The 22,303-nt window shown below is 60.0% G+C and carries 15 protein-coding genes and 1 pseudogene; 5 read left to right on the top strand and 11 right to left on the bottom strand.

Going from position 1 to position 22,303, the window contains the following annotated elements:
* Nucleotides 1–10 precede the first annotated feature (10 nt).
* The 3 genes from speC to AC1DYW_RS27695 all read right to left on the bottom strand — a co-directional run bounded on the left by speC (nucleotide 11) and on the right by AC1DYW_RS27695 (nucleotide 5,387).
* Nucleotides 11–2,374 carry an ornithine decarboxylase gene (speC, locus tag AC1DYW_RS27685; protein ID WP_477228314.1) on the bottom strand — a complete coding sequence of 788 codons (2,364 nt, stop codon included), beginning with the start codon at nucleotides 2,372–2,374 and terminating at the stop codon, nucleotides 11–13.
* Between the two features lie 3 nt (nucleotides 2,375–2,377).
* The gene (locus AC1DYW_RS27690) at nucleotides 2,378–4,630 is read right to left on the bottom strand and encodes an Orn/Lys/Arg family decarboxylase (protein WP_477228315.1); all 2,253 of its coding nucleotides are present in this window, start codon (nucleotides 4,628–4,630) and stop codon (nucleotides 2,378–2,380) included.
* A 178-nt stretch (nucleotides 4,631–4,808) separates the two neighbouring features.
* Nucleotides 4,809–5,387 carry a VIT1/CCC1 transporter family protein gene (locus AC1DYW_RS27695; protein ID WP_477228316.1) on the bottom strand — a complete coding sequence of 193 codons (579 nt, stop codon included), beginning with the start codon at nucleotides 5,385–5,387 and terminating at the stop codon, nucleotides 4,809–4,811.
* A gap of 410 nt (nucleotides 5,388–5,797) precedes the next feature.
* On the opposite strand from AC1DYW_RS27695, the gene AC1DYW_RS27700 reads away from it, so the two are divergent.
* A complete protein-coding gene (locus tag AC1DYW_RS27700; protein ID WP_477228317.1) occupies nucleotides 5,798–6,673 on the top strand; it encodes a hypothetical protein in 876 nt (291 codons plus the stop codon).
* Between the two features lie 48 nt (nucleotides 6,674–6,721).
* On the opposite strand, the gene AC1DYW_RS27705 is transcribed toward AC1DYW_RS27700, so the two are convergent.
* Complete coding sequence (locus AC1DYW_RS27705) at nucleotides 6,722–7,648, bottom strand: cation diffusion facilitator family transporter (RefSeq protein ID WP_477228318.1); 927 nt, start codon at nucleotides 7,646–7,648, stop codon at nucleotides 6,722–6,724.
* A 376-nt stretch (nucleotides 7,649–8,024) separates the two neighbouring features.
* On the opposite strand from AC1DYW_RS27705, the gene AC1DYW_RS27710 reads away from it, so the two are divergent.
* On the top strand, nucleotides 8,025–9,947 hold the full coding sequence (locus AC1DYW_RS27710; RefSeq protein WP_477228319.1) for a sensor histidine kinase: 1,923 nt from the start codon (nucleotides 8,025–8,027) through the stop codon (nucleotides 9,945–9,947).
* Between the two features lie 157 nt (nucleotides 9,948–10,104).
* Here the strand turns inward: AC1DYW_RS27710 and AC1DYW_RS27715 are convergent, their stop codons facing one another.
* The 7 genes and pseudogenes from AC1DYW_RS27715 to AC1DYW_RS27745 form a co-directional block, all read right to left on the bottom strand.
* Nucleotides 10,105–10,299: a hypothetical protein gene (locus AC1DYW_RS27715; RefSeq protein ID WP_477228320.1), complete on the bottom strand. Its 195-nt coding sequence runs from the start codon at nucleotides 10,297–10,299 to the stop codon at nucleotides 10,105–10,107.
* A 9-nt stretch (nucleotides 10,300–10,308) separates the two neighbouring features.
* Nucleotides 10,309–11,424 (bottom strand): glycosyltransferase family 9 protein, encoded by a 1,116-nt coding sequence (locus AC1DYW_RS27720; RefSeq protein WP_477228321.1) that lies wholly within the window; start codon nucleotides 11,422–11,424, stop codon nucleotides 10,309–10,311.
* Nucleotides 11,425–11,546: 122 nt separating this feature from the next.
* Nucleotides 11,547–12,245 (bottom strand): hypothetical protein, encoded by a 699-nt coding sequence (locus tag AC1DYW_RS27725; protein WP_477228322.1) that lies wholly within the window; start codon nucleotides 12,243–12,245, stop codon nucleotides 11,547–11,549.
* Nucleotides 12,242–12,880: a hypothetical protein gene (locus AC1DYW_RS27730; protein WP_245331086.1), complete on the bottom strand. Its 639-nt coding sequence runs from the start codon at nucleotides 12,878–12,880 to the stop codon at nucleotides 12,242–12,244. Before AC1DYW_RS27730 ends, AC1DYW_RS27725 begins: the two co-directional genes overlap by 4 nt.
* Nucleotides 12,881–13,320: 440 nt before the next feature.
* On the bottom strand, nucleotides 13,321–14,127 hold the full coding sequence (locus AC1DYW_RS27735) for a hypothetical protein (RefSeq protein WP_477228323.1): 807 nt from the start codon (nucleotides 14,125–14,127) through the stop codon (nucleotides 13,321–13,323).
* Nucleotides 14,128–14,723: 596 nt separating this feature from the next.
* Complete coding sequence (locus AC1DYW_RS27740; RefSeq protein ID WP_477228324.1) at nucleotides 14,724–16,889, bottom strand: adenylate/guanylate cyclase domain-containing protein; 2,166 nt, start codon at nucleotides 16,887–16,889, stop codon at nucleotides 14,724–14,726.
* A gap of 154 nt (nucleotides 16,890–17,043) precedes the next feature.
* Nucleotides 17,044–17,460: pseudogene (locus tag AC1DYW_RS27745) on the bottom strand (LysR substrate-binding domain-containing protein); the annotation flags it as partial.
* 265 nt (nucleotides 17,461–17,725) lie between these two features.
* Here AC1DYW_RS27745 and AC1DYW_RS27750 point away from each other — a divergent pair.
* The 3 genes from AC1DYW_RS27750 to AC1DYW_RS27760 all read left to right on the top strand — a co-directional run.
* Entirely contained in the window at nucleotides 17,726–19,282 is a 1,557-nt protein-coding gene (locus AC1DYW_RS27750) for a VOC family protein (RefSeq protein WP_457153335.1), read from the top strand.
* Nucleotides 19,283–19,568: 286 nt separating this feature from the next.
* A complete protein-coding gene (locus tag AC1DYW_RS27755; RefSeq protein WP_477228325.1) occupies nucleotides 19,569–20,207 on the top strand; it encodes a response regulator transcription factor in 639 nt (212 codons plus the stop codon).
* Between the two features lie 308 nt (nucleotides 20,208–20,515).
* Nucleotides 20,516–22,303: DUF5801 repeats-in-toxin domain-containing protein (locus AC1DYW_RS27760; protein WP_477228326.1), on the top strand; the 1,788-nt coding region annotated here is incomplete at its 3' end.

Genomic DNA, 22,303 nt, shown 5'->3' on the forward strand with positions numbered 1-22,303 from the left:
GATCCGGCCCTCACTCTTTGACCACGTAGGTGTGGAACTTGATGCGGCCGTCGATCCTCTCCTGGTAGACGCCCTGCACTTCGTAATTGAATCCGGGAAAGCGATTGAACGACTCCTCGAATGCAAGGAAGTAATCGAGCATCGGCCGGGCTTTCTCATCCCAGCGCTCGCCCGGGACCACCACGCCGATGCCTGGCGGGTAGATCAGCGCAAGCGTGGCCGAGATGCGGCCCTTGATGGCATCCAGCGGGACGTAGTCGACGTCGTTCGCGACCAGCGCCTCGTATGCCTTCTCGGAAGACATCGCGAGCTCGGGGAAGCTGGACGCCCTGAAGCTCTGCCGCTGCAGGTCCTTGACGTTCGCCGCACGGTAGAAATCGTGCATCTCCTTGCAGATCTTGCGGATCGTATACCCGGCATAGCGCTGGCTGTGCGCCGCGCTCACGGTCGGCAGGATCTCGGGCAATGGCGCATCGCGATCCCACAGGTTCTTGAACTTGACCAGCTTCGCGATCAGCGTGTTGAGCTTGCTCTCGTCTTCGGCCGGAGTCATCAGGAACAGCAAACTGTTCAGGTCGCACTTCTCCGGCACGACCCGCTGCTCGCGCAGATAGTTGGCGACCACCGTCGCGGGAACGCCGAAGTCGAGATAGTCGCCGGTCTTGCGGTTGATCCCGGGGGTCAGTAGCGCCAGCTTGTTGGGATCGACCATCGCGTAGCCGTCGACGTAGCCGGAATAGCCGTGCCACTTGGCTTGCGGATGGAAATTCCAGCACTGCTGCTCCCGTTTGAGCACATCCGTCGGCAGGCTTTCCCAGGGCACGTCTTCGACGTCCGGGGAAAAGGCCGAGTTGCGGATTGTCACCCTGTCCGGCACGAATGGGTCGAAGAACCACTTCTCTTCGTCACCCTCTCCATTCTCCTCATAGAAGCGGCTGAATTCGCGCAGTTTCTTGCGGCATTCGATTCCAAGCGCGATGCAGCGGTCCCACAGCATCTCGCCGGCCTTGCCCTCATGCATCTTGGCGTTCACCTCCAGCGAGGCGAACAAGGGATAGAAGGGCGAGGTAGAGGCATTCATCAGGAACGATTCGTTGAAGCGCTTGTGCTCGACGAACCGACGCTGGCCGCTGATATGCTCGTCGCGCTTGTGGATCTGCGAGGCCTGCGAAAAACCGGCGCCCTGCTTGTGGACGGACTGGGTCGAGAACAGCCCCGGCATCTCTGGCCCCAGATCCTCGACACGCATGGGACTGTGGTCTTCGAACAGCGGGTGGAAAGCGTTGTAGCCGATCCAGGCTTCATCCCACAGTACGTAGTCGCAGAGGTGTCCGATTTTCTCCATCACCTTGCGAACGTTGTAGACGGTGCCGTCATAGGTAGCGAGTTGGATGCAGGCGAGGCGGAACGGCCGCTTGGCCTTGTACCTCTCCGGGTCATCGACCAGCGGATTGTTGCGGATTTGCTCGCGCAGATAGTCCTCGTCCCAGGCACTCCAGTCGACGGCGCCGATCATGCCGAACGAGTTGCGCGCGGTCGGCAGGAAGGTCGGTATCGCGCCGGCTTGCACCAGGGCGCCCTGATGCAACGATTTGTGGTTGTTGCGGTCGAACAGTACCAGGTCGCCGCGCTTCAGCACGGCGTTGGCAACGATCTTGTTGGAGGAGCTGGTGCCGTTCAGGACGAAGTATGTCTTGTCGGCGCCGAACACGCGAGCGGCGTAGCGCTGTGCCTCGACCGCCGGACCTTCGTGGATGAGGAGGTCTCCGAGATCGACATCGGCGTTGCAAAGATCGTTGCGGAAGATGTTCTCGCCGAAGTGTTTGAAGAACAGCTGACCGGTTGGCGACTTTCGGTAGAACTGGCCGCCCTGGTGGCCGGGGCAGTCGAAAGCGATGTTGGCCTCCCCGTCATAAGCCATCAGCCCCCCGAAAAATGGAGGCAAAAGGGTCTTTCCGTACATCAGTAGGCTGGCAACGACCTGCTTCGCATAGAAGGCAGGGGTCTGCTGGCCAAGGTAGATATAGCCGTCGACCTCGCCGGTCTGGGCGAGCACCGCCATGTCGGCGAGTTGCCTTGTGTCGGCCAGCGCCCAAAGCGGCGTACGGAACCCGATGCCCCGCACCGCCCTGCCCAGGCTGCGTGCGCCTTCGAGGCGATCCCCGTCGATCGATGCGATGTAGGCGCCCACCGAGGCATCCTCCGAGACGTCACGATCGGGACTGTCGGCAATCTCGATCTCGAAGCCTTCGGCCGCAATCTGGTCGAGCAGAACTTTTGTCTGGGGATTGGTGTCGTCGACAATCGCGACGATCTTGAGCAGTTTGTGGAAGGGAACCGCAGTGGTCGGTGATTTGACGTCACGCGGGATCATCTGTCACCCCTCCACTATGCAGTCGATCAGGTAGCGGCGTCCGGTCGGCGTCGGCTCGAAGCGCAGTCCGTGAATATCCGTTTCGAAACCGGGGAATTTCGTGTCGAAATCGCGCGCGTAGAGCAGGTAGTCGTGAATCGACTTGGTAGCTTTGGTGAGGCGTTCGCCAGGCATGATCAGCGGAATGCCCGGCGGATATGGCACCACCATCACCCCGAGCGTGCGCCCCATCAGCCCGTCGATCTCAACGCTTTCCACACGGCCACGCACGAGGTTCTCATAGGCATCGCACGGCTTCATCGCCATCTCCGGCAATGTCGTGTACATCTCCCGCTGCGCCCTCGGCAGATTGTCCTGGCGATAGACCTTGTGCACCTGCTCACATAGGTCCTTGAGGCCCATTTCGCCGTAGTCTGCGGGATGCGCGTCGACCAGCGCAGGCAGCACATTCTTCAGCGGCGCGTTCTGATCGTACAGCTCCTTGAAATTGAGGAGCTCGGTTACCAGCGTGCTCCACTTGCCCTTGGTTATGCCCATTGAGAACAGGACAAGGAAGGAATAGAGCCCGGTCTTTTCAATCTCGATGCGGCGCGCCGACAGGAATTTGACGACCACCGCTGCCGGGATGCCATGTTCCTGCATGTCACCGTTTGCCGATAACCCCGGGCTAAGGATCGTGACCTTGATCGGATCCACCAGCACATGGTTCTCGGCCAGACCCTCGAAGCCATGCCATCGACCGCCGGGCTTCAAGACCCACTCCGCCTTGCTCTCGGCTGGCCGTTTGGCGATGGCGTCCGGCTGCCACACGTCGAACCACCAGGAGTCCTTGACTTGATTTCTGACCGCCGTCATGGCGCGACGAAAGCTCAGCGCCTCTTCTATCGTCTCCTGAACGAGAGCACGGCCCGCCGGTTGCTCCATCATTGCCGCGGCGACGTCGCAGGACGCGATGATGCCGTATTGCGGAGATGTCGACGTGTGCATCATGAAGGCATCATTGAAGCGGGCCATGTCCAGCCGCTTGTTCTCGCCATGCTGGACGTGGATCATCGACGCCTGTGACCAGGCAGCGAGAAGCTTGTGCGTCGAATGCGTGGCGAAAGTGATCGCGTTGGGCGATCGGGTCGGATCAGCGGACGAGATGCCGTGATAGCCGTCGTAGAATTCATGGAAATTGGCGTAGGCGTACCAGGCCTCATCGAAGTGGAGCACTTCGACCGAACTACCGATCGTTTTCTTTATCGCATCAACATTGTAGCAGAGGCCGTCATAGGTCGAGTTCGTGATCACCATTAGGCGGACCTTGCCATTGCTCCCCTTGGCGAACGGATTTGCCGCGATCTTTTTCTTGATGGATTGCTGCGTGAACTGGTCCCTCGATATCGGGCCGATGATGCCAAGACCATTGCGCGACGGGATGAGATAGATCGGTACGGCGCCCGTCATGATCAGCGAGTGCAGGATCGACTTGTGGCAATTGCGGTCGCACAGGACCAGGTCACCGCGGCTCACGGTCCCGTGCCAGACGATCTTGTTGGCCGTCGACGTGCCGCCAACGACGAACAGTGTCTCGTCCGCCCCGAAAATGCGGGCGGCGTTGCGCTCGCCTTCGGCGATCGGACCGGTGTGGTCGAGAAGCGAGCCTAGCTTACCGACCGATACGGAGATATCGGACCGCAAGGTGTTCTCGCCGAAGAATTGATAGAAGAGTTGCCCGACCGGGCTCTTGCGGAACGCGACGCCGCCGCCGTGACCGGGCGTGTGCCAGGAGTAGCTGGCCTGCAATGTATACTCCATCAGCGCCTTGAACATCGGCGGGGGAAGTCCCTCGAGATAGAGCTGCGCCGCGCGCACGATCGCTCGTGCCATGAACTCGGGCGAGTCCTCGAAGAGCCGCATAAAGGCGTTGGCGTGCTTCAGCACGCTGATCGGGACCATCTCCGCGGTGAGTTCGTCGCCGAAGAGGAAGATCGGCAAGCGTTCGTTGCGGCTGCGCTTGGCCGCCAGCACTTCCTCAAGCACCTGCCATCGCGTCGCGACGTCTTCCGATCCGTCGACGGAGATCAGCCAGCAGGATTCGTTGTTGAAGATTTTGACAAGTCGCCGGGCATCCTCGTAGTTAAGGCCGCCGACGACGCGGAAGCCTTCTTTCTCGATTGCGGCAGCGAGCTGCTGCATGCCCCGTCCAGCAGCGTTCTTGCCTTCGTAATCTTCATCGATGATCGCAATTGGGAACCCTTCAACCTCGTGCACCGTCCACTCCCAATGCCTGGCGTTCGCAGCATCTTGCTGGACGCCGTTCGATGGCGGCGCCGGCAAAGGTTGTTGCGCAGGTCAGACGACCTAAACAAGGAACGGGGTGTATGTTACTGTACTACATCTGCGCTCGGTCCCGACGCACTGTTCACGGCAAGATCGCGGCGCCCGGCCCTCATCCGCCCAGCGCGATAGTCAGGGCGACCAGCAAGCAGCCGAGCAGAACCATGGCAGCGGCAGTCAGCCATGGTCTGTACCCAGTCAGTTGTCCAAACGCGTAGCCGGCAAACAACATCATCGCCACAGCGATGGCGTTGGAGATTCGAAGCGCGGTCCAAGCGTCCTGCAGGAACAGGAAAGGCACTACGATCGGGATCGTCGAGGCGAAAACGAGAAGGAAGACGGCGACCGCACCCAGCAAGTCTTCGCGCTTGAGTCCCATCGGCTCGCCTGGCATCCGCTCCTTCAACAGTGCTGCATGCATTCTGTCGAGATCGGCGTCCGTCAACGCCGACGCTACCGCGGAAGGCAGGTTCTGCAGGATAGCGGTCCTCGCCTCTTCGGCGGTGGCGGCTTGCTGCACTTTGGCAACTATGCGCCGCTGTGTGGCCCGGTCGGCGAGGCATCCCATCAGATACATGATGGCATCTACGAGGCCCCAGGCGAGATTGCAGCCGAGCGCGCCGACCAGCGTGGTGCGCACCTCAGATTCGTCACTTACAACACTCAAAGTCCCGGTAAAGGCCAATGCCATGATTAATCCGAAAAGCACTTCGGATATGCGCTCGATGGGTTCGAGCACCCGCCTGGAGGACACTGCATGTCCAGAGGACATCGGTTACCTCGCTCGAAGATTTGGCTGCGGCTGGCTGGAGCCTGCGGGTATCGCGGCCATCGCTGCGCGCCCGCATTTCAGTTTCGCGCCAGTCGATACCGGGTGACGTGGCAGTCCGAGCGTCTCAGAGTTTGGGATTGTCATGACCTGAACGTCAACCTTGCAGCAAATTTCCGCAAGATTGGTCTTCCCTGCACGCGGACCATATCGACGTAAGTTACAGTAGCATTTCAGCCCAGACCCTTGCTGCACTGGCCGATCGGCAGTAGTGCCCAGTCGAATCGAAGCTCGACACGTCATGGCGTCGCAAGTTCGACAGGAGGCGGTCCATGTTGATTTCCAGGGATCCGCACGTTCAGAGCGTAGTGCGGATAGACTGCGACGCGGCTGGCCCGCGGGTCGTCATGTTCTGCGGCATTCATGGAGACGAGGTCAGTGGCATTCATGCCATCGAGAAAGTCCTCTATGACCTTTTAGGGGGCACGAGACTTTTGCTGCGCGGCTCCCTGACACTTGCCCGCGCGAACGAGCGCGCGATCGCTGCGGAGTGCCGCTATGTCAAACACAACATGAACCGCATGTTTCGCGAGGACTATGGACCAGAGATCGACCGCGGCTCCTACGAATTCCAACGGACGCAGGAGCTTAAGCCGTTGCTGGAGAGCTGCGACTATTTTCTGGATTTCCATTCCGCGCCGATCGCAAACGAACCGTTTCTGGTCGCCGAGCAAGACGCCGTCGAGTTTTATCGGCATCTCGGAATACCAAAGATGATGACCGGCTGGAGCAAGTTCTCGAGCGGGACCATCGGCGGCGATACCGAGAATTACGCCAATGCGCGAGGCGCAATGTCAGCGACTCTGGAATCCGGTAGCCACTTCGACAAATCTTCAAACGATGTCGCCTATCGGGCTGCCATTTCTCTGCTGTCCCTCCTGGGCATGATCGGGCACGATCCTCGTCCGGCGGCCGTCGATGCGGAGATCGTCGAGATGTATTCCGTCGTCACGAAGGAATTCGACGACTTCCGGTATGCGGGTGAGGCAAGCAATTTTAAGCTGTTGCCAAAAGGACAGGCGTTCGCCCATCAGAATGGACAGGCAATGACGGTGTCCGAGGATAGCTACCTGCTGATACCGATGAAGCCGAGCGACACGAAGCTTCACGAGGAGGTTTGCTACCTGGGCCGGAAGGTGCGGGGCTGACCTGGCACAACGCGATGCCCGACATCGGTCTGGCGCGCCATCCGGCTTTCACTCCGCCCAGTTGACGTCAGCGGTAAAGGCGATGGTCAGCCACCGATTGCGGCCTTCGTCCCCGATGGCCGCGCCGATCTGGTCGCGGGTGCGGTCCCACTCCTCGATGGTCCTCGGGGGCAAGTCCTTCGGCACGATGAAGTAAAGCTCTATCTGCGTGGCCCGCCCGACCTTGGCGACGTATGCCCGATAGGACAGGAACCCCTCGCGCTGCATTATTTCGGCGGCCACCCGATCGACGTGGGCCTTGAGATCCACGGGGGTGATGAGCAGGATCTCGGACAGGGCCTTGCGCACCGCCCCGACGGGAATAGGAATGATCACGAGGCAGACCAGCGCCAGTACGACAGGGTCCACGTATGGAGAGATCCAGCCAAGCGGCGTTCCGCCCGCCGCCTGTCCGATCAGGAATGCGATCAGAAGTGCCGAGGTTATTCCCGCCGACATCGTCCAGGCTTTAACGTCCAGGGCAACGAAGTCTGACCGCAGTCTCCTGTTTGCCCGCGCACCGGCCATAGCCATGGCTATACAGACCACCAACGTGATTGCGGCGTAGACGATGGCGACACCGAAGCGCAGCTCGTTGCCGCCGTACACAATGGTGATCACGGCGTTGATGAGGGCGTAGGTAGCGACCGTCATCAGCAAGGTGCCGTTAAGGCCCAACACAATAGGCTCCAGGTGCCAGAACCCCATCGTGAATCGATTGCGCAGCCTGCCCGACAGCGCGTCGGCCTTTGCCGATCGTACGATCAGGCTCGATACCCAAAGCGCCAAAATCGTCATTCCGGCATCGACAAGAGAATAGGCGCCATCAAAAGCGATGGAGAACGACCCGGACAGCAGGCCGAAGACGATTCCGAACGCCGCGACGCCTACCGTCGCGACAATCGAGGCTCGGAGGAAGCCCTGCTCGGTCAACATCTTGCCCTCTGAAAGCCTCAGCAACATCGTACATGCAACCGGCGCTATCGCAATAGTACCTGCAGTGGCCGTGGCCTGACCGCAAACTGGCGGTCGTTTCCCAAGCTGCCAAGCAGATCAACCCCCCGGGACAGCGCCTCGCCCAGTGCAAGCATCGCTGTTGCGGCCTCATCCACCAGATCACTTCGGGCATGTGTGGACGGCTCCTCGCTGGCAAGGGATTTCTTGACCTACTGCGGTCTCGGTTGGTGCGGCCAGCCCACATGGCCAGGCTCATCTTGCTAATCCCCACCAATAACGGCAGTCTAGGCTCTACTGGCTCGTCATCGGGTGGATGTCAGGCACCTTGGATGCTCCAATCGGGCGCCCGCAAACCATGGATGGACTGATCGCCACCGATGGAGGCCGTGTAGTCGCATCGGGCTCATTGATGATGAATTGGCTGGTCAATAGGTGGATCGCCACCGCCGTCATTCTTTTGGTCTCGATTGGCGAGCCTGCCGCTCAGCCTAGGTCTGGCGAGCCTTCCGTTCAGCCGAAGCAAATCCTGTTCCTATATTCGTATGGCCGGGGTTTCCAGCCGTGGGCCACATGGGCCAGGGAAATCCGCAATGAACTGAACCAACAGTCGCCTTGGCCGCTGGACATCCAAGAAGATTCCCTCGTCACGGCTCGGGATGGCGACGACGCTGCTGAGGCCAAATTTGGTGAATATCTCAAGGCGCTCTACGCAACACGACGGCTCGATTTGATCGTCGCAATAGGTGCACCCGCGGCTCGCTTCGTCCAGAAACGGAGAATAGACCTATTTCCGACAACGCCGATGCTGCTTGCGGCTGTCGAAGTGCGCCGGGTTGGACAATCCATGTTGTCCGAGCGGGACGCCGTGGTTGGCACGCGCGTCGATCACGTCGCCCTTGTCGAAAACATTCTACGGCTGTTGCCGGAGACGAAGGCCATCGCGATGATAATCGGGAACTCGCCCCCTGAGCGATTTTGGATCGGCGACGTGCAACGGGAACTGAAGCCACTGCTAGACAACAAGGTTGAATTGATCTTTTACAACGAGCGGCCGTTCGAGGAGATCCTGAAGAAGGTTGCGAGTTTGCCGCCCCACAGTGCAATCTTTTACCAGCAGATGATGGTGGACGGCGCAGGTGCCGTCTATGGAGACAAGGATCCATTGAAGCGCATCTATGAGGTCGCCAACGCTCCCATTTTCACGTTCGACGAGTCTCTTTTCAACGGTCAAGCTGTTGGCGGCCCGATGTCATCACCGACCGAGGGTGCCCGAGCGACGGCGGATGCCGCGGTCCGGATATTGGGAGGTGAGAAGGCAGGTGACATCAAGGTTCCTCCAATCGAGTTCTCAGCACCGAAATACGATTGGCGACAGCTGCAGCGCTGGAACATTAGCGAGAGCCGCCTGCCACCCGGGGGCGAAGTCTTGTTTCGGGAGCCAACGGCGTGGGAACGGTATTCCTGGCAAATTTCCCTTATTACTGCGGCTATTCTGCTACAGGCCGGGCTTATCCTGATCCTGTTGAATGAACATCGTCGGCGTCAAGCAGCCGAAGTGCAGTCGCGGCAGCGCATGGCAGAGCTTGCTCATGTCAATCGCTTCTCGACCGCTGGCGAGCTGACCATGTTAATTGCCCACGAAATAAACCAGCCTCTCGGCGCTATAATGAGCCACGCCGAATCCGCAGAACTTATCCTGCAATCATCGAGCCCCGATATCGCTGCACTCGGGGAAATCGTGAGCGATATTTTGGAGAATGACCAGCGTGCCAGCGAAGTCATCCAGAGGATGCGGAGCCTCCTGAAGAAGGTACCTTTTGAACTGAAAAGTCTCGATCTCAACGACCTTGCGCGGGAAACCGTCGAATTTCTTTCGACGTTGGCTCGCGGGCGAAAAGTCGAACTTCTTGGCGTGATCACGCCGGATGCGCTTCCGATACTCGGCGACCGCATTCAACTTCAACAAGTCATTCTGAACCTTGTGGTGAACGGGATCGACGCGATGAAGGAGACGCCGAGCGAAAATCGCATCATCAGCATCCGGACTTCGCGCGACCAAGAGTTTGCCGAGCTGTCCGTGTCTGATAGCGGACCGGGCATTCCCGACGACAAATTAGAACAGGTCTTCGAACCGTTTTTCACCACTAAGGCGGAAGGCATGGGCATGGGGCTATCCATCGCGCGCAACATTGTCGAGGCGCACGGTGGGCTGATGCGTGCGAAAAATCAGGATCACGGTGGTGCGTCGTTCCGGATTAGACTTCCTCTTGTTCGATAGTTGGCAATCTAATTTCTGCCAAGCGTTTAGCTGGGTGCAACTACATAGCCAAGCCACGACTCTGACGTCGCGTTTTGGGCCGGAAGCCGGCCGTCCGCTATCACGATGAAACGATCCAAAAGCGGCCGTTCCGCCCGAGCGCCGCGGCTCAGGCAGGTTAGATGTGCACAGTTGGGAGACGATGGGATGTTATTGACAGCCAGCAGCGTTCAAAATCGATTTCGCGACCGAGCGCGTTGTCGAGCGGACTGGTGAAGCTGTACGGCCTGCCGATCACCGAATCGATGAGCGCACGATCCTTGTCGACATTGGCCTGCAGGGCCTTCTTCACGGTTTCAAGCGGGCCGGTCATGGCTGGAGGTCAATTGGCCGTCTTATTGGCCAGTTGTCTCACTGCGTCTATCAAGTCTCGTGTCGCTTGAGCAACCTTGGCAACTGGTAGTCGATGAACGCAGTAGACGCCGCCCGGGTTGTCGGGTTTGCACAATCCGGGCGCAACACACTGGCAAGGCAACGGCGGCTCAACGGTGCGGTGAAGCACCCCAAAAGGCCCCCAGATGTCGGGGGGCGTCAGGCCATACAGGCCCACAACCGGAGTTCCGACTGACGCAGCCAGGTGCATTGGGCCGCTCTCGTTTCCCAGAAAGATAAATGCATCCGAAAGCAATGCTGTGAGTGTCTCAAGCGAGGCTTTGCCAACAACGCTCACCAATGGCGACACTGCCGCATTCAAGATAGCTTGCGCGGTTGCACTCTCATCAGGTCCACCAATCAGCAATGACCGCAGGCCTTTGGTTGCATAAACCTCGTCGATTACTGCAGCGAACCGTTCAGGTTGCCAACACCGCCCTTCGAACCTTGCTCCAGCGTGTACTGCGACGAAAGCCTTTACGGCCAGATTGCTTTGCGCCAGAATCTGGGTAGATGCGCTTCGCCCGACTGGTGTGGGTTCAAGCCTCGGTGTCACTTCTCGCAATTCTATCCCAAGCGCTTCAAGCGGGGACAGATATCGGTACAAGTAGTGCGCGCCTCCATGGCCGAACGTTTCAGCAAATATATTAGCAGGCTGAACTTCCCAAAATTTCATGGGCTTTTCCGGGGGATTGTATCCAACGCGCAGGGGGGCGCCGATTGACCTGTGTACTATCCGTGATGTCTTCGAGTCGGTTACGTCAATGGTGAGATCGAATTTTCGGCGGCGCAGGTCAGCGACCAAGCCTGAATATTCCTTCACTCGCTGAGGCAGACTTCTACCAGCACCTCGACGGTCGAATCCGATGGCCACGTCTGCGATATTCTGGCTGACTACAAAGTCTCGCAGGCCAGAAGCGCAAAGCATGGCTATCGCAGCGTTTGGGTAAGCGAGGCGCAGATTTCGCACGAGCGCCGAGGTCAGAATGACATCCCCGATGAACTTCGTCTGAATAACGAGAATGGACTTGATAGCCAGCCGATCAGCCATCGAGATATTCAGCACATCGACCTCACGAAGGGCGGGTCAAATTGGTCATTGGTGGGCGCCCAACGTCCAATCGAGCTCACGGTTCCGGCTAATGGATATCCCTCTTTTCAACAGCGAAGCAAGGTCGTCTGTCGTCGTCATGGCATCTGTCCCTGCCACAAGGGCAATCCACTTTCTGCAGCGAAGTCTCTATCCTCTGCGTAGATTGGCTCGCCTCTTTTCACCACCCGTCGAAGCAAATCCGCATCTTCGTCGGCATGATATCGAAAGGCATTTCGGGTGTCGTATCCATGCCCGGCTTGGGACAGGGAAAACCCGCTGACGACAACAGGAGCGAAACCGGCGAAACGCGCCAGCATGATCGCGAAGGCTCCGGTTGAGATTTTCCGGTGCCAGCCGCGCGACATGTGATATTTGCCGCTAAGCCGCCAGACGATGTTGGCAAGCTGCCATCTTGTAAGCGCCTGCAAGGTGTCATGGCGATAATCAAAGGTGCGACAACCGGCTATCAGCTTGTCTTCAACGTCCGGCCAAATCGGGATGATAAGATGCTTTGCCTGCCGTCCTTTCAATAAATCGCGCTTGTAAAAATCCTGCTCGTCCTGGCCGACCAAAATGCCGCGGCGGAGCACGGCGATGTCGGGAACTGGGAGACCGAAGGTTTCCGCCAAAAGCTGGGAAGCATTGACCGTCACCAGTCCCCAATCGGCATCATGCCCCTGCGGGAGGCGAAAATTCGGCGCTGCCCCCATCACCAAGGCGGGACCGGTGACACTGGGCAAGCGAAGAATTGGCTTTGAGAAGGTTGGCAAGAGGTCCGAAAGCGGAGTTTTCATGCGGGAATCTGAACCGCATGTTCCTCAAACGCGCGCAGAATGCTCTCTTCTCGGCTCCATAATTCGTCCCATTGCGTGGCGCCGGACCAGCCCGCAAACCAAGGACCGCCGAGCGTGTAGTGCGCCAGCGAGACATCGGCGGGGTCGAGTTCGGTAGCCGAAGCCCCTACGAGGTAGTTCCATGCCAGAGGCAATTCCCCAATCTCATGGTCCTCAAGCCATTTGAAGGCGTGGAGGTCACGTCCGGGCCACGTATTGAGCATCTCGTTGGTCAGCCGTTTGTTGGCCGGATGATCCAGATTCCACAAAACGACCGACGACCAGTTTTTGCGGCGATAGAACGTCTGCGTTTGCCCGTCCATCTTGACCGCTTCGGATTCGCGTTGCTGGTGCTTGACCGCCATAATCGCGTAGGAAGGATCGACCAGGTCGAGCAGCTTGACTGGATCCTTCAGAAACAGGACGTCGCAATCGCAGAACATGGCCCAGCCGCCTTGCCTCATGAACGGAACGGCAAAGCGCGATATGGCAAACTCGGTCGACATCGGTGCCTCGGAAATCGGGCACCAGAGCTTGCCATCACGTACCACCATCGGTCGCTTCATGATTCCTTGCGCTTCAAGGTCTTTGAGCACGAGTGGCTGTATCTGCAACGGCGTGCTTGTCCGCCGGTAGGCGCTCCATCGCGCTACGTCCAGAACTCGGGATTCGCGTGGGTCATACCCAATGTAGATTGGTATCACGTGGCAACTCTATAATTTGATGTGAATTTACTCGAATTAAGCATGGCAGCACTGCAAGCGGAAGACCGAAGTACAGTGCCACAAGTCACTCCCACCCCACGCCTGCCGATGAACCGCCGGCGGCGCCCCTCGGGCGCGCCTTCGCGGCGCGCCGGCTGGACGAGCCCGGCCCGATGAACAACCGGGCTTGGTGATGATTTCGTCGCCGCGGATGGCGGCGAAGTCGGAGATGTCCTGCTGGTCAAGCCGGTCCAGCCACTCGCGGCTTCCCGTTGTCGGTTCAGGCATCAGTCGGCGATCCTCGGTCTTCGACATAAAACGCGGCTACCAACTCATGTGCCCGGTATGAACCAGCCCAAATTCCGGATCTCGTTGCCGATAAAGTTGCCCACCCGTTTCCCCCGGTTACGCAGGATGCGCAGCAACCCGCTATCCACAAAATACGTCAGGAGGATGCTGTCCCGTGTTGTCACTTCCGGCCCCACTATGTCCGCCGAGTGCCACGTGTCCTTGTCTACCGCGAAAGCATAGCCCGTGTTCGGCGCGAAACGCATCTGCATCTTTTTCGCCAGCCCGCCGCCCGGCAGCTCCTCGTGAAAGATCGTCCCGATGTTGGTGTGCGCCTCGTCTGGTGGCAGGTAAAGCTGCACCGTGATGCCCTTCCAATGTGTATCCGTGTGCGGCGGAATTTCGTAGCCCGGAATGTCACGCGTTAGGATGGGGATTGGAAACATGCCCACCTCGGCCAAGCCGGGCCCGAACCGTCGCCCCATCGCCGGTGCCAGTCGGCGACGGAAAGCGTTCTTCACCGGCTCGGAACAAAGCGCTTTGCCAACCACGTTCCACACCGTCCGCTTCGCCGACGGCAGATGTCGGATGTTTTCCGGAAAGAGATCGATCTTCACCCGCGTGGACGCACCCATCGCATCCCGCTGTTTGGACCGGCCGTGCATCGGTCGGTAATCCGCATACACCGGCAGCGCCGCCAGCATGGATTTATAAACATCCTCCGGAAAGACCCGGTCGAACTCGAGATGGTAAAATGGCCCTTCCACCGCGCGCGCGGCCTCTACGGACTTCGCTACAAATTCCGCCAGCTTTCCTGCGGTTATAGTTTGATCAGCATTTGGAACACTCATATCGTCTCCTATTGAAGCCATACATAAAACAGCCCAAATCCGCCCACAAGCACATTTGGAAATGCTGCCGCTTGCTGCGAAATCCGGCGCATCGGTCTCCGACCCGGCATCGGCCGTGGTCAACTCAGGATCGCCTTGCCGCAATAGCTGCGGTTGAAGTCATGGGAGTCCTTATCTACTCGGTCGTAGCTCGCATAGAATACGGTGAGGCCGCCGCTATGATAACGGCGACCTTGTTGGGAGGTGGGCTAAACGGCCTTGCTTAACCGCAGACGAGCAAGCGATTAACTCACCGGCGGCGCTTGGCTGTCGAGTATGCGGGCAATCTGCTCACAGGTCCTAATTCGCTGGCTGCGCGCGTTACACTCCTTTCACGCATCATCACATCGAACACTCTGAGCAAATTGAGGTCGATATCATCGAAATTCATGAGACCTTCCTCGTTTTCACTATGCCTCGCTCGCACACTAACATCGTTTTCAACGCGCCGGACGAACGATGCCATTGCAGGCACAGGGGTGACTTGAACGCGACCTTTGGCCTGTAGGAGCAAATCGCGAACAGCTCTGATATTCGCCGGCAGGTCCCGGGCGGCCTTATTTGACGGCCGAGAACTCAAAACGATCGAAACGGAAGACTGCCGTATACTCGTTGCGTCGCTCCGGCGTCCCGGCAGGATTGCGGAAGATCGCGCCGCAGGTTGTCTGAGTTTTCGGAATGGCATCGCACAGGAAGTTCTGCTGCACCCAACTGGTTCCTTTGTCTATCCATGCGCCTCCCCCGCGCAGGTCACGACCGAGGATGAGCGACTTGATCTCCGAACCGGTAAGCCGGTCCTTCGCATCCAGATCGACCGCTTCCGGCAACTCCGGCAGACCGGCCTTGTCCAGGCCGTCCAGCAGACGCCCGATGTCAGCCGGATTCTTGAACACGAAATACCTCTGCGTGACCAGTTGATTTGCCCCACCATCCTTTCGTTCCAGCATGACGTTCCTTAGCCTGTCACTATAGGCCGCGACCTGGTCACTGCGCCCCAGATGCGCGTAGGCCGAAACCAACACCTGCAGGCCGTAGAATTTCGGCCATGGATCGGGCGATTGGAGATCGATCCTTTCAAGGTAGTCGACGGCTTCCTCGAAACGACCCTGGCCAAATTCAGCCAGCCCGGCCTGGTAGTGCCGATGGTCATTGCCGCCTGGATCGACACGGTTGGCCGCGACGAGATAGTCGCGCGCCTCGTCCGGCCTGCCATTGAAATTCAGGGCTTCCGCCAGCCCGACATAGTTCAGGGGATCGCTCGGGTCGAGCGCCACTGCCTTGAACATAACCGCGACTGCCTCGTCGGACCGGTGCTCGCGAACCAGCAAACTGGCGACGAGCTGATAGTAGGACGGCGAAGGATGCTTGGCCGCCTCCCCCAGGTACTTGTAGACGTTGTACAGCGCACTGATGTCCGAAGCGGCCAAAGCTTGGACCCGCGGCCCGTCCGTGTCCCAATAGGCCCATGCGAGCGAGGCTGCCGCCGCGCCGAAATTCGGATCGAGTTCCAGCGCCTGCTGGAAAAACCTCACCGCCTGCGCAAACTCGTCTGGAGTATTGCGACGATTGTAGATTTCCATGCCCTGGAGGTAAGCTTCGTAGGCTGCAGGATTGCGCGTGCCCCCCGCGACATCTGCCTTGCCTTGGGCGCTGACGAGACGCAGCTTGAGCGCGCCTGCGATGCTGACGACGACCTTGTCCTGCAGTGCAAACACATCCGTCCACTGGCCGTCGAAACGTTCTGCCCAGAGATGACCGGTGGTCGAGCCGTCGATCAATTGCGCGTTGATACGCATGTCGTCGCCGACCCGACGTATCGAGCCCTCCAGTATGTACCGGACACCAAGCGCTGCGGCGACCTCGGCGGGTTTTGTCTCCGTGCCCTTGTAGGTGGAAGCCGCGTTCCTCGATACGACGAACAGGCCGGGCACGCGTGCAAGTTCTGTGGTCAGGTCCTCGGTGAAACCGTCAACCAGATAACCTTGCGCCTTGTCGTCGCTGAGATTGTCAAATGGAAGCACGACGAGGGATGGCCGGGTGTCGGCTTTCGCATTGGCCGTCAGAGCGGTGGGCCGAAGCGGTGGCTCCCACGGTCGCCACCACGCTGCTGCAAGGCCAACTGCGACGACAAGGGCCCCAACAGCGGTGGCCAGATTGCGCCTGAAGCGTGGGTGTCGATTGACGGCCATGGGCTTTCCCGCCACCGCGGGATCGAGCAGCACCCGGTACGCCTGCACCGGTTCGGCGATGTTCTTCAGCTTCTGTTGGCCCATCGGCTCAAAGCCGAAAGCCAATTTCTTCTCAACCTCTTTTGCGACCTTTTCCGAGACACAGATGCCGCCAGGTTCCGCTAGTTGTTGGAGCCTGGCAGCGACGTTGACGCCCTCGCCATATCGGTCCTCGCCCTCGACAATCACCTCGCCGAGATTGATCCCGATCCTGACGCGAATCCGATGATCCTCGGAAACGGCGGCGTTGCGTTCGGCCAGGGCTTGCTGCAACGACACGGCACATTCGACCGCGTCCACGACGCTGCCGAATTCGGCCAGCAGTCCATCGCCCATCAGCTTGAAGATATGGCCGTGATGGCGGGCAATCTCAGGCTCGAACAGGTCCTTGCGTTGAGCACGGAGGCGCTCGAACGTGCCGGCCTCGTCGCGTTCCATCTGGGCGGAATAGCCCACGACATCGGCAGCGAGAATGGCGGAAAGCTTACGGTCCATCGATCTGGCCTGTCCCCCGTGAAGTATAGACCTGGTCATACTGAAATGAAACGACCGACCTCTCCGGCGTCCGTTGCCGGTGTCTCGGGATCATCCAGCAAAAGCCGTCGATGGCCCTGCTCCGTACCGTCGCGGGGCCGAGAGAGGCGATGCTCTATCCAAAATGTTCGATCAGCAATTCGGTGGGGACGCGGATCTTCCGCGCAGGGTGCTGTCCAGGTGGGCGGACGACGAATATGCCGGCCTCGGGGAGCGGATAGCGTGTCATCACCGGGACCAGGGCGCCGGAAGCAACATGGCTCTCGGTTACGAAATCCGGCAGCGAGGCGATGCCGAGCCCCGCGACTGCGGCGGCGGCAAGGGCGGTGCCGCTATCCGCCTTGAACCGCCCCTGTGGGTGAACGGTGATCGTTTTGTCGCCGTCCATGAATTGCCAGGTTTCCGTCCCTTGCATGACGGTCTGGTGGGTCAGGAGTTCGTCCGGCGTCTCGGGTGCCCCATGCGCCTTGATATAGTCCGGGCTGGCGACGAGCTTACCGCGGATCGGTTCGATGCGACGCGCGATCAGGTGTTCCCGCGGCCGTCCTTGGGGCCGATCCGGCGGTGCCCGGCGGCCGCCGTGTCCTGTTTGCCTCAGGGGACGAGCCATCGGCACGGGCCACCATTATCGACCTGATCGAGCGCCTCGGCTTCGCCGCAGTCGATCTAGGTGGTATCACCGAAGGCGGCCGTGCCCAGCAATTCGGCGGCGGCGTTGCCGCAAAGCAATTTGTTCAACTCGGATGACCAGCACTCGCCGATGATGGCAAGGAACGGTTGAGGAAGGCATCGACCGAATGACATCGGGCATCCACCACATCACGCTGGTTACACGCAAGGTCCAGGCCAACGTCGATTTCTATGTTGGCTTTCTCGGACTGCGTCTGGTCAAGCGGACCGGTGGTTTCGAAGACGCCGAGCAACTCCATCTGTGCTACGGCGACAGCATCGGTTCGCCAGGATCTCTGATCACCTTCCTCGTATGGGAGGACGGATCACCCGGCCGGGTTGGCCTCGGCCAGGTCGCCGAAATTGCGCTTTCCGTCGAGCCCCGCAGCATCGGCTTCTGGCTGACGAGGTCACTGCAGTTCGGACTGAATGCGAGCGGGCCAACGCAGGAATTCGGCGAGCCAGTGCTGCGCCTGACCGATCCGGACGGTGTAGCAGTCAAGATCGTGGGAAGCGCACTGCCCGCACGTGCGTCACCGGCCGACAGCCGAGGAATCGAGCCGGCCGATGCAATCCGCCGCGTCCGTGGCGCGACGATTTTCTCGGCGGTTGCCGAGCAGACGTCGGCATTCCTGCAGGACTATTTCGGCTATCGCCCGCTCAAGCACGCCGGGGCCGTGCAGCGCCTTGTCTCGGACAGCGGGGATGTTGTCGATGTCCGTGATGCCGTCGGTTTCTGGCCAGGCGCGCCCGGAACCGGCGTGGTCGACCATATCGCCTTCCGCACGCCGGACATTGCTGCCCTGGAGACGGTGGAGCGCCGACTTGCAAGCCGCAACTCCAGCGTCACCAATGTTCACGACCGCAAGTATTTCGTATCTCTCTATGTCCGTGAGCCGGGAGAGACCCTGTTCGAACTCGCAACAGACGGACCCGGGATGACGGTCGATGAACCCATCGAAACCCTCGGCTCGGTGCTCTTCGTTCCGCCTTCCGACGCCGAGCGGGCCGACGCCATCCGCACGCGGCTGCCGCAATTTTCGATGCCTGGCGAGGATCGCATCCGGTATCTCGACCTGCCCTTCGTGCACCGGTTCCATGTGCCATCCGACCCTGACGGCACAACGCTCGTCCTGTTGCATGGGACCGGCGGTAATGAAGCCGACCTGATGCCGTTCGCGGCAAGCCTGGCGCCGCGCGCTACCTTTCTGGGGGTGCGCGGGCGCAGCGTCGAGGAGGGCACCTTGCGCTGGTTCCGCCGATTTTCGGCTACCTCGTTCGATCAAGCCGACATAAGGGCCGAGGCAGCTGCCTTTGCCGCCTTCATGGATGGCGCAATCAGCGGCTATCGGCTTGTCCCGGAGAAGCTGGCGTTCCTCGGATATTCCAACGGCGCCAACTTTCTGGCGGCGGCCATGCTGCTCCATCCGCCCCTGGCCCAGCGCGCGATCCTGCTTCGCCCCTCCTTGGTCCTCGAGGCCCGACCGGACGCGGATCTGTCCGGCTGCCGGATAGTGATGATCGAGGGGCGCGATGACCCCTATGCATCGCTTCTCCCGGGTCTTGCGGCGTTGCTGAGCGCGCATCATGCCACAGTGTCCGCCCTGACAGTGCCTGCTGGCCACGAACTGAGCGATGCCGATCTGCACGTCCTGGGATCGTTGATAGAAAACTGGCTTGCCTGATGCATGAACTGCGCTGCGAACTCATGGGGAGTTGTGGCAGCGGTTGCGAGCATAGCGTCCACGACCTCGGCCCCCCATCGTCGTCGGAATGCACTGCCGCACAATCCGGCGGCGTCAGCCTGGTCTACAGCCCTGCGGCCGTGTCCGCTCGGGTATGCTCGACAGCCTCGGGTCGATATTATAGCATTAACTATATTAGTGATTGCTTGACAAAATGCCTAACCTCTGGTTTCCTGACTTGCCGGGTATTGAAACAAAGTTTGTTGCGTTTCCGGACGGTGTTCGCATGTCGACCTTGGTTGTCGCGGACCCGCGGGGGGTGTATCTCGCCGGTCTGGAATGGGTTCTGCGGAAGGCTGGGCACGATGTCGTCGCTCAGTGCCGCCGTCCTGTCGACATTGTCCCCAATGTGGAGCGCCATCGGCCCGATATCGTGATCGTCGGCCTGGATATCGCGGACCCGCGCATGGCCGGTATTTCCTCCCGGCTGAAGGCCTGCGACAGCGCTCTCGGCATCATCTTCATCGTGCAGCCGAACGGCAGGCTCGACATCAAGGAAATACAGGCGCTCGACGGCGACGGCCTGCTTCTGGACGGCATCAGCCATCGCTATCTTCTCGAATGCGTGAATGCGGTGGCGGCAGGCAAGAAATGGATCGACAACAAGATCGTCCAGCAACTGCTGATGCCAGAACCGCAGCACCAGCCGACGTCTAGGCTGACCGGGCGGGAGACCGAGATCGCCGATCTCGTCTCGCGCGGGTTGCGCAACAAGACCATCGCGCAGCGGCTGCATGTATCCGAAGGCACGGTGAAGATGCACCTGCATCATGTCTACGAGAAGCTGCATCTCGATGGCCGGGCCGAACTGGCCTGGGTGTCGCATGGCAAGGGCGCCGAGCGTCCAGGAACCGGCCCGCTCTGATCATCGCTTTCCGCTGGCATCGACAGGGTGCAGCTACAAAACGAAAAGCCGCCTGACGGCATCGACCTCGATGCCGTCGCGATCGCCGGCGGCGCCCGCGCCGGCCTGATCTATCGAACGATATATATCGTTCGATCAGGTATGGGCATTCACCCCAATACTATCGAACCGAGAATGGACGCGCCCACTTCATTGGCGGCAAATTGACGGATTGAAGGCCGCAGATTCAGTGGGCCAGGGGATGCGCTGGGGTGGGTGCATCGGCATCTGGGGGCTGGGCCCCCGTCACGTGATAGGGGAGCACAGCAATGACCATCAGCTTTATTCTCAACGACGAGGCCGTCAACGACCAGACCACCGGGCTGCAAACCGGCGACAACGTCGACGATGCCTTTACGGACACCGATGTCGCGTACTCCGCTTTGCCGGCCTCGTTCCGGACCTATCTCGAATCAACTCTCGGGCTGAATTCCGCGTTCCCGGCCAGCATCGGCGTCGCGACCAAGACGAACTCGGTCACCGTCAACGCCACCGCCGGCTCCCAGCTCGTCGGCACTACGTTCACCGACGGCAATGGCGGCACCCTCAATGGCGATGATAGCGGGCTCAACACCCTCGGCGGCAAGGATATCCTGCTCTTCGCCGATGGGAACAACACCGTGATCGGTCGCTATGACAGCGATGGCAACGGTATTGTCAACAATCTGGACGCGATCGCCTTCGTCGTCTTCAAGCAGGACGTGATCAACGCCGGCGCGACCAGCGACCAGGTGACCTTCAACATTGTCACCTATGTTCCGATCTTCCATGGCGGCAACCCCAACCCGGACGACGCGGTCGATCTCGGGAACACCCTCAAGCTCGCGGCGAGCGAGACGCTCAACTTCGGCTTTGCCGGAGCGCCCTCCGGCAGCAACCTGTTCATGACCTTCGGCGATCCAAACTCCACCCAGATCGTGGTGATAGGGAAAGATCCATTGAACCAGTCCGAGGGCGGAAACATCTCGACCAAGGATGTGCTCAATATCAGCCAGGCCGGCAGCACCACCTCGTTCGGCGTCAACGGCAACGCGATCAACCCTACCGAGGGGGCGTACATCACCTACGTCTCGGGCACGAACACGAACTTCCTCGTGCCGAATCTGGACCAGAACGAGGCCGATGTCGAAGCCAACATCGACTTCCAGAATGTCGTCAGTGCGACGGGAGCATCCTTCACCGTCAACCAGACCAATCCGGGCATCGGACCCGTGACCGTCAAGATCTCTGCCTTCACCACCGTCGCGGAGTCGGGAGTGAACTTCGTCGACGGGCTCACCAACGACACGCACGTCGCCATCACGTCGTTCTCGCTGACAAACGTCGTCGTCAAGACAGGCAATACGCAATATACTCCGGCCGCCTCGATCGACGCCAACGGCGACTTGATCATCACGGGCCTAAGCAGCGGCGACACGGTGCAGTGGACGACAAGCGGAACCCATAATCGGGTGCTGATCGAGAACGTCAGCAACGCGGATAGCGATCCCAGCAACGACAACAACACTTTCGACATAGGCGGCTTCGGCATCGTGACATCCAACTCCGCCTCGGAGTTCGTCGGCCAGCAGATCGTGATCGAAGATGACGGCCCGACGGCGGGCATCGTCCAGGGCGCTCCCACGGTGGCGCATGACGAGACCGCGGGCATCCAGGCAGATGCCGACGACACCACGGCACCCGCGGTTGTTGCCCTGTTTGCGGGCGTCAGCAATGTCAGCTCCGATCTGAGCCCGACCGGCTACGCGCAGGACCCAGGCGCGGTGGTGTCCTCCACCGGAAGCTCGTTCGGCACCGATCAGGCAGGTGGCACGACGGCATTCTCGCTGGCGGTGTCCGCCGCCGGCGTGGATTCCGGCCTCGACACGACCGCCGGCACCAGCATCTTCCTGTTCAAGGAAGGCGATCTGGTGGTCGGCCGCATCGGCGGGGCCGGTGGGGCGGCGGCGTTCGCTGTCGCCATCAACAGCACGACCGGCGTCGTCAGCGTGGCGCAGTATGCCTCGATCCATCATCCGACCCCGGGAGCCAGCCACGACGAGTCGGTGAACATCACC

This window comes from Mesorhizobium sp. P2_D5 (assembly GCF_056404355.1).

Coding starts and splice junctions, on each gene's coding strand:
- speC (WP_477228314.1), bottom strand. CDS start 2,374: ATGATCCCGCGTGACGTCAAATCACCGACCACTGCGGTTCCCTTCCAC.
- AC1DYW_RS27695 (WP_477228316.1), bottom strand. CDS start 5,387: ATGGCATTGGCCTTTACCGGGACTTTGAGTGTTGTAAGTGACGAATCT.
- AC1DYW_RS27700 (WP_477228317.1), top strand. CDS start 5,798: ATGTTGATTTCCAGGGATCCGCACGTTCAGAGCGTAGTGCGGATAGAC.
- AC1DYW_RS27705 (WP_477228318.1), bottom strand. CDS start 7,648: ATGTTGACCGAGCAGGGCTTCCTCCGAGCCTCGATTGTCGCGACGGTA.
- AC1DYW_RS27710 (WP_477228319.1), top strand. CDS start 8,025: ATGGATGGACTGATCGCCACCGATGGAGGCCGTGTAGTCGCATCGGGC.
- AC1DYW_RS27715 (WP_477228320.1), bottom strand. CDS start 10,299: ATGACCGGCCCGCTTGAAACCGTGAAGAAGGCCCTGCAGGCCAATGTC.
- AC1DYW_RS27725 (WP_477228322.1), bottom strand. CDS start 12,245: ATGAAAACTCCGCTTTCGGACCTCTTGCCAACCTTCTCAAAGCCAATT.
- AC1DYW_RS27735 (WP_477228323.1), bottom strand. CDS start 14,127: ATGAGTGTTCCAAATGCTGATCAAACTATAACCGCAGGAAAGCTGGCG.
- AC1DYW_RS27740 (WP_477228324.1), bottom strand. CDS start 16,889: ATGGACCGTAAGCTTTCCGCCATTCTCGCTGCCGATGTCGTGGGCTAT.
- AC1DYW_RS27750 (WP_457153335.1), top strand. CDS start 17,726: ATGACATCGGGCATCCACCACATCACGCTGGTTACACGCAAGGTCCAG.
- AC1DYW_RS27755 (WP_477228325.1), top strand. CDS start 19,569: ATGTCGACCTTGGTTGTCGCGGACCCGCGGGGGGTGTATCTCGCCGGT.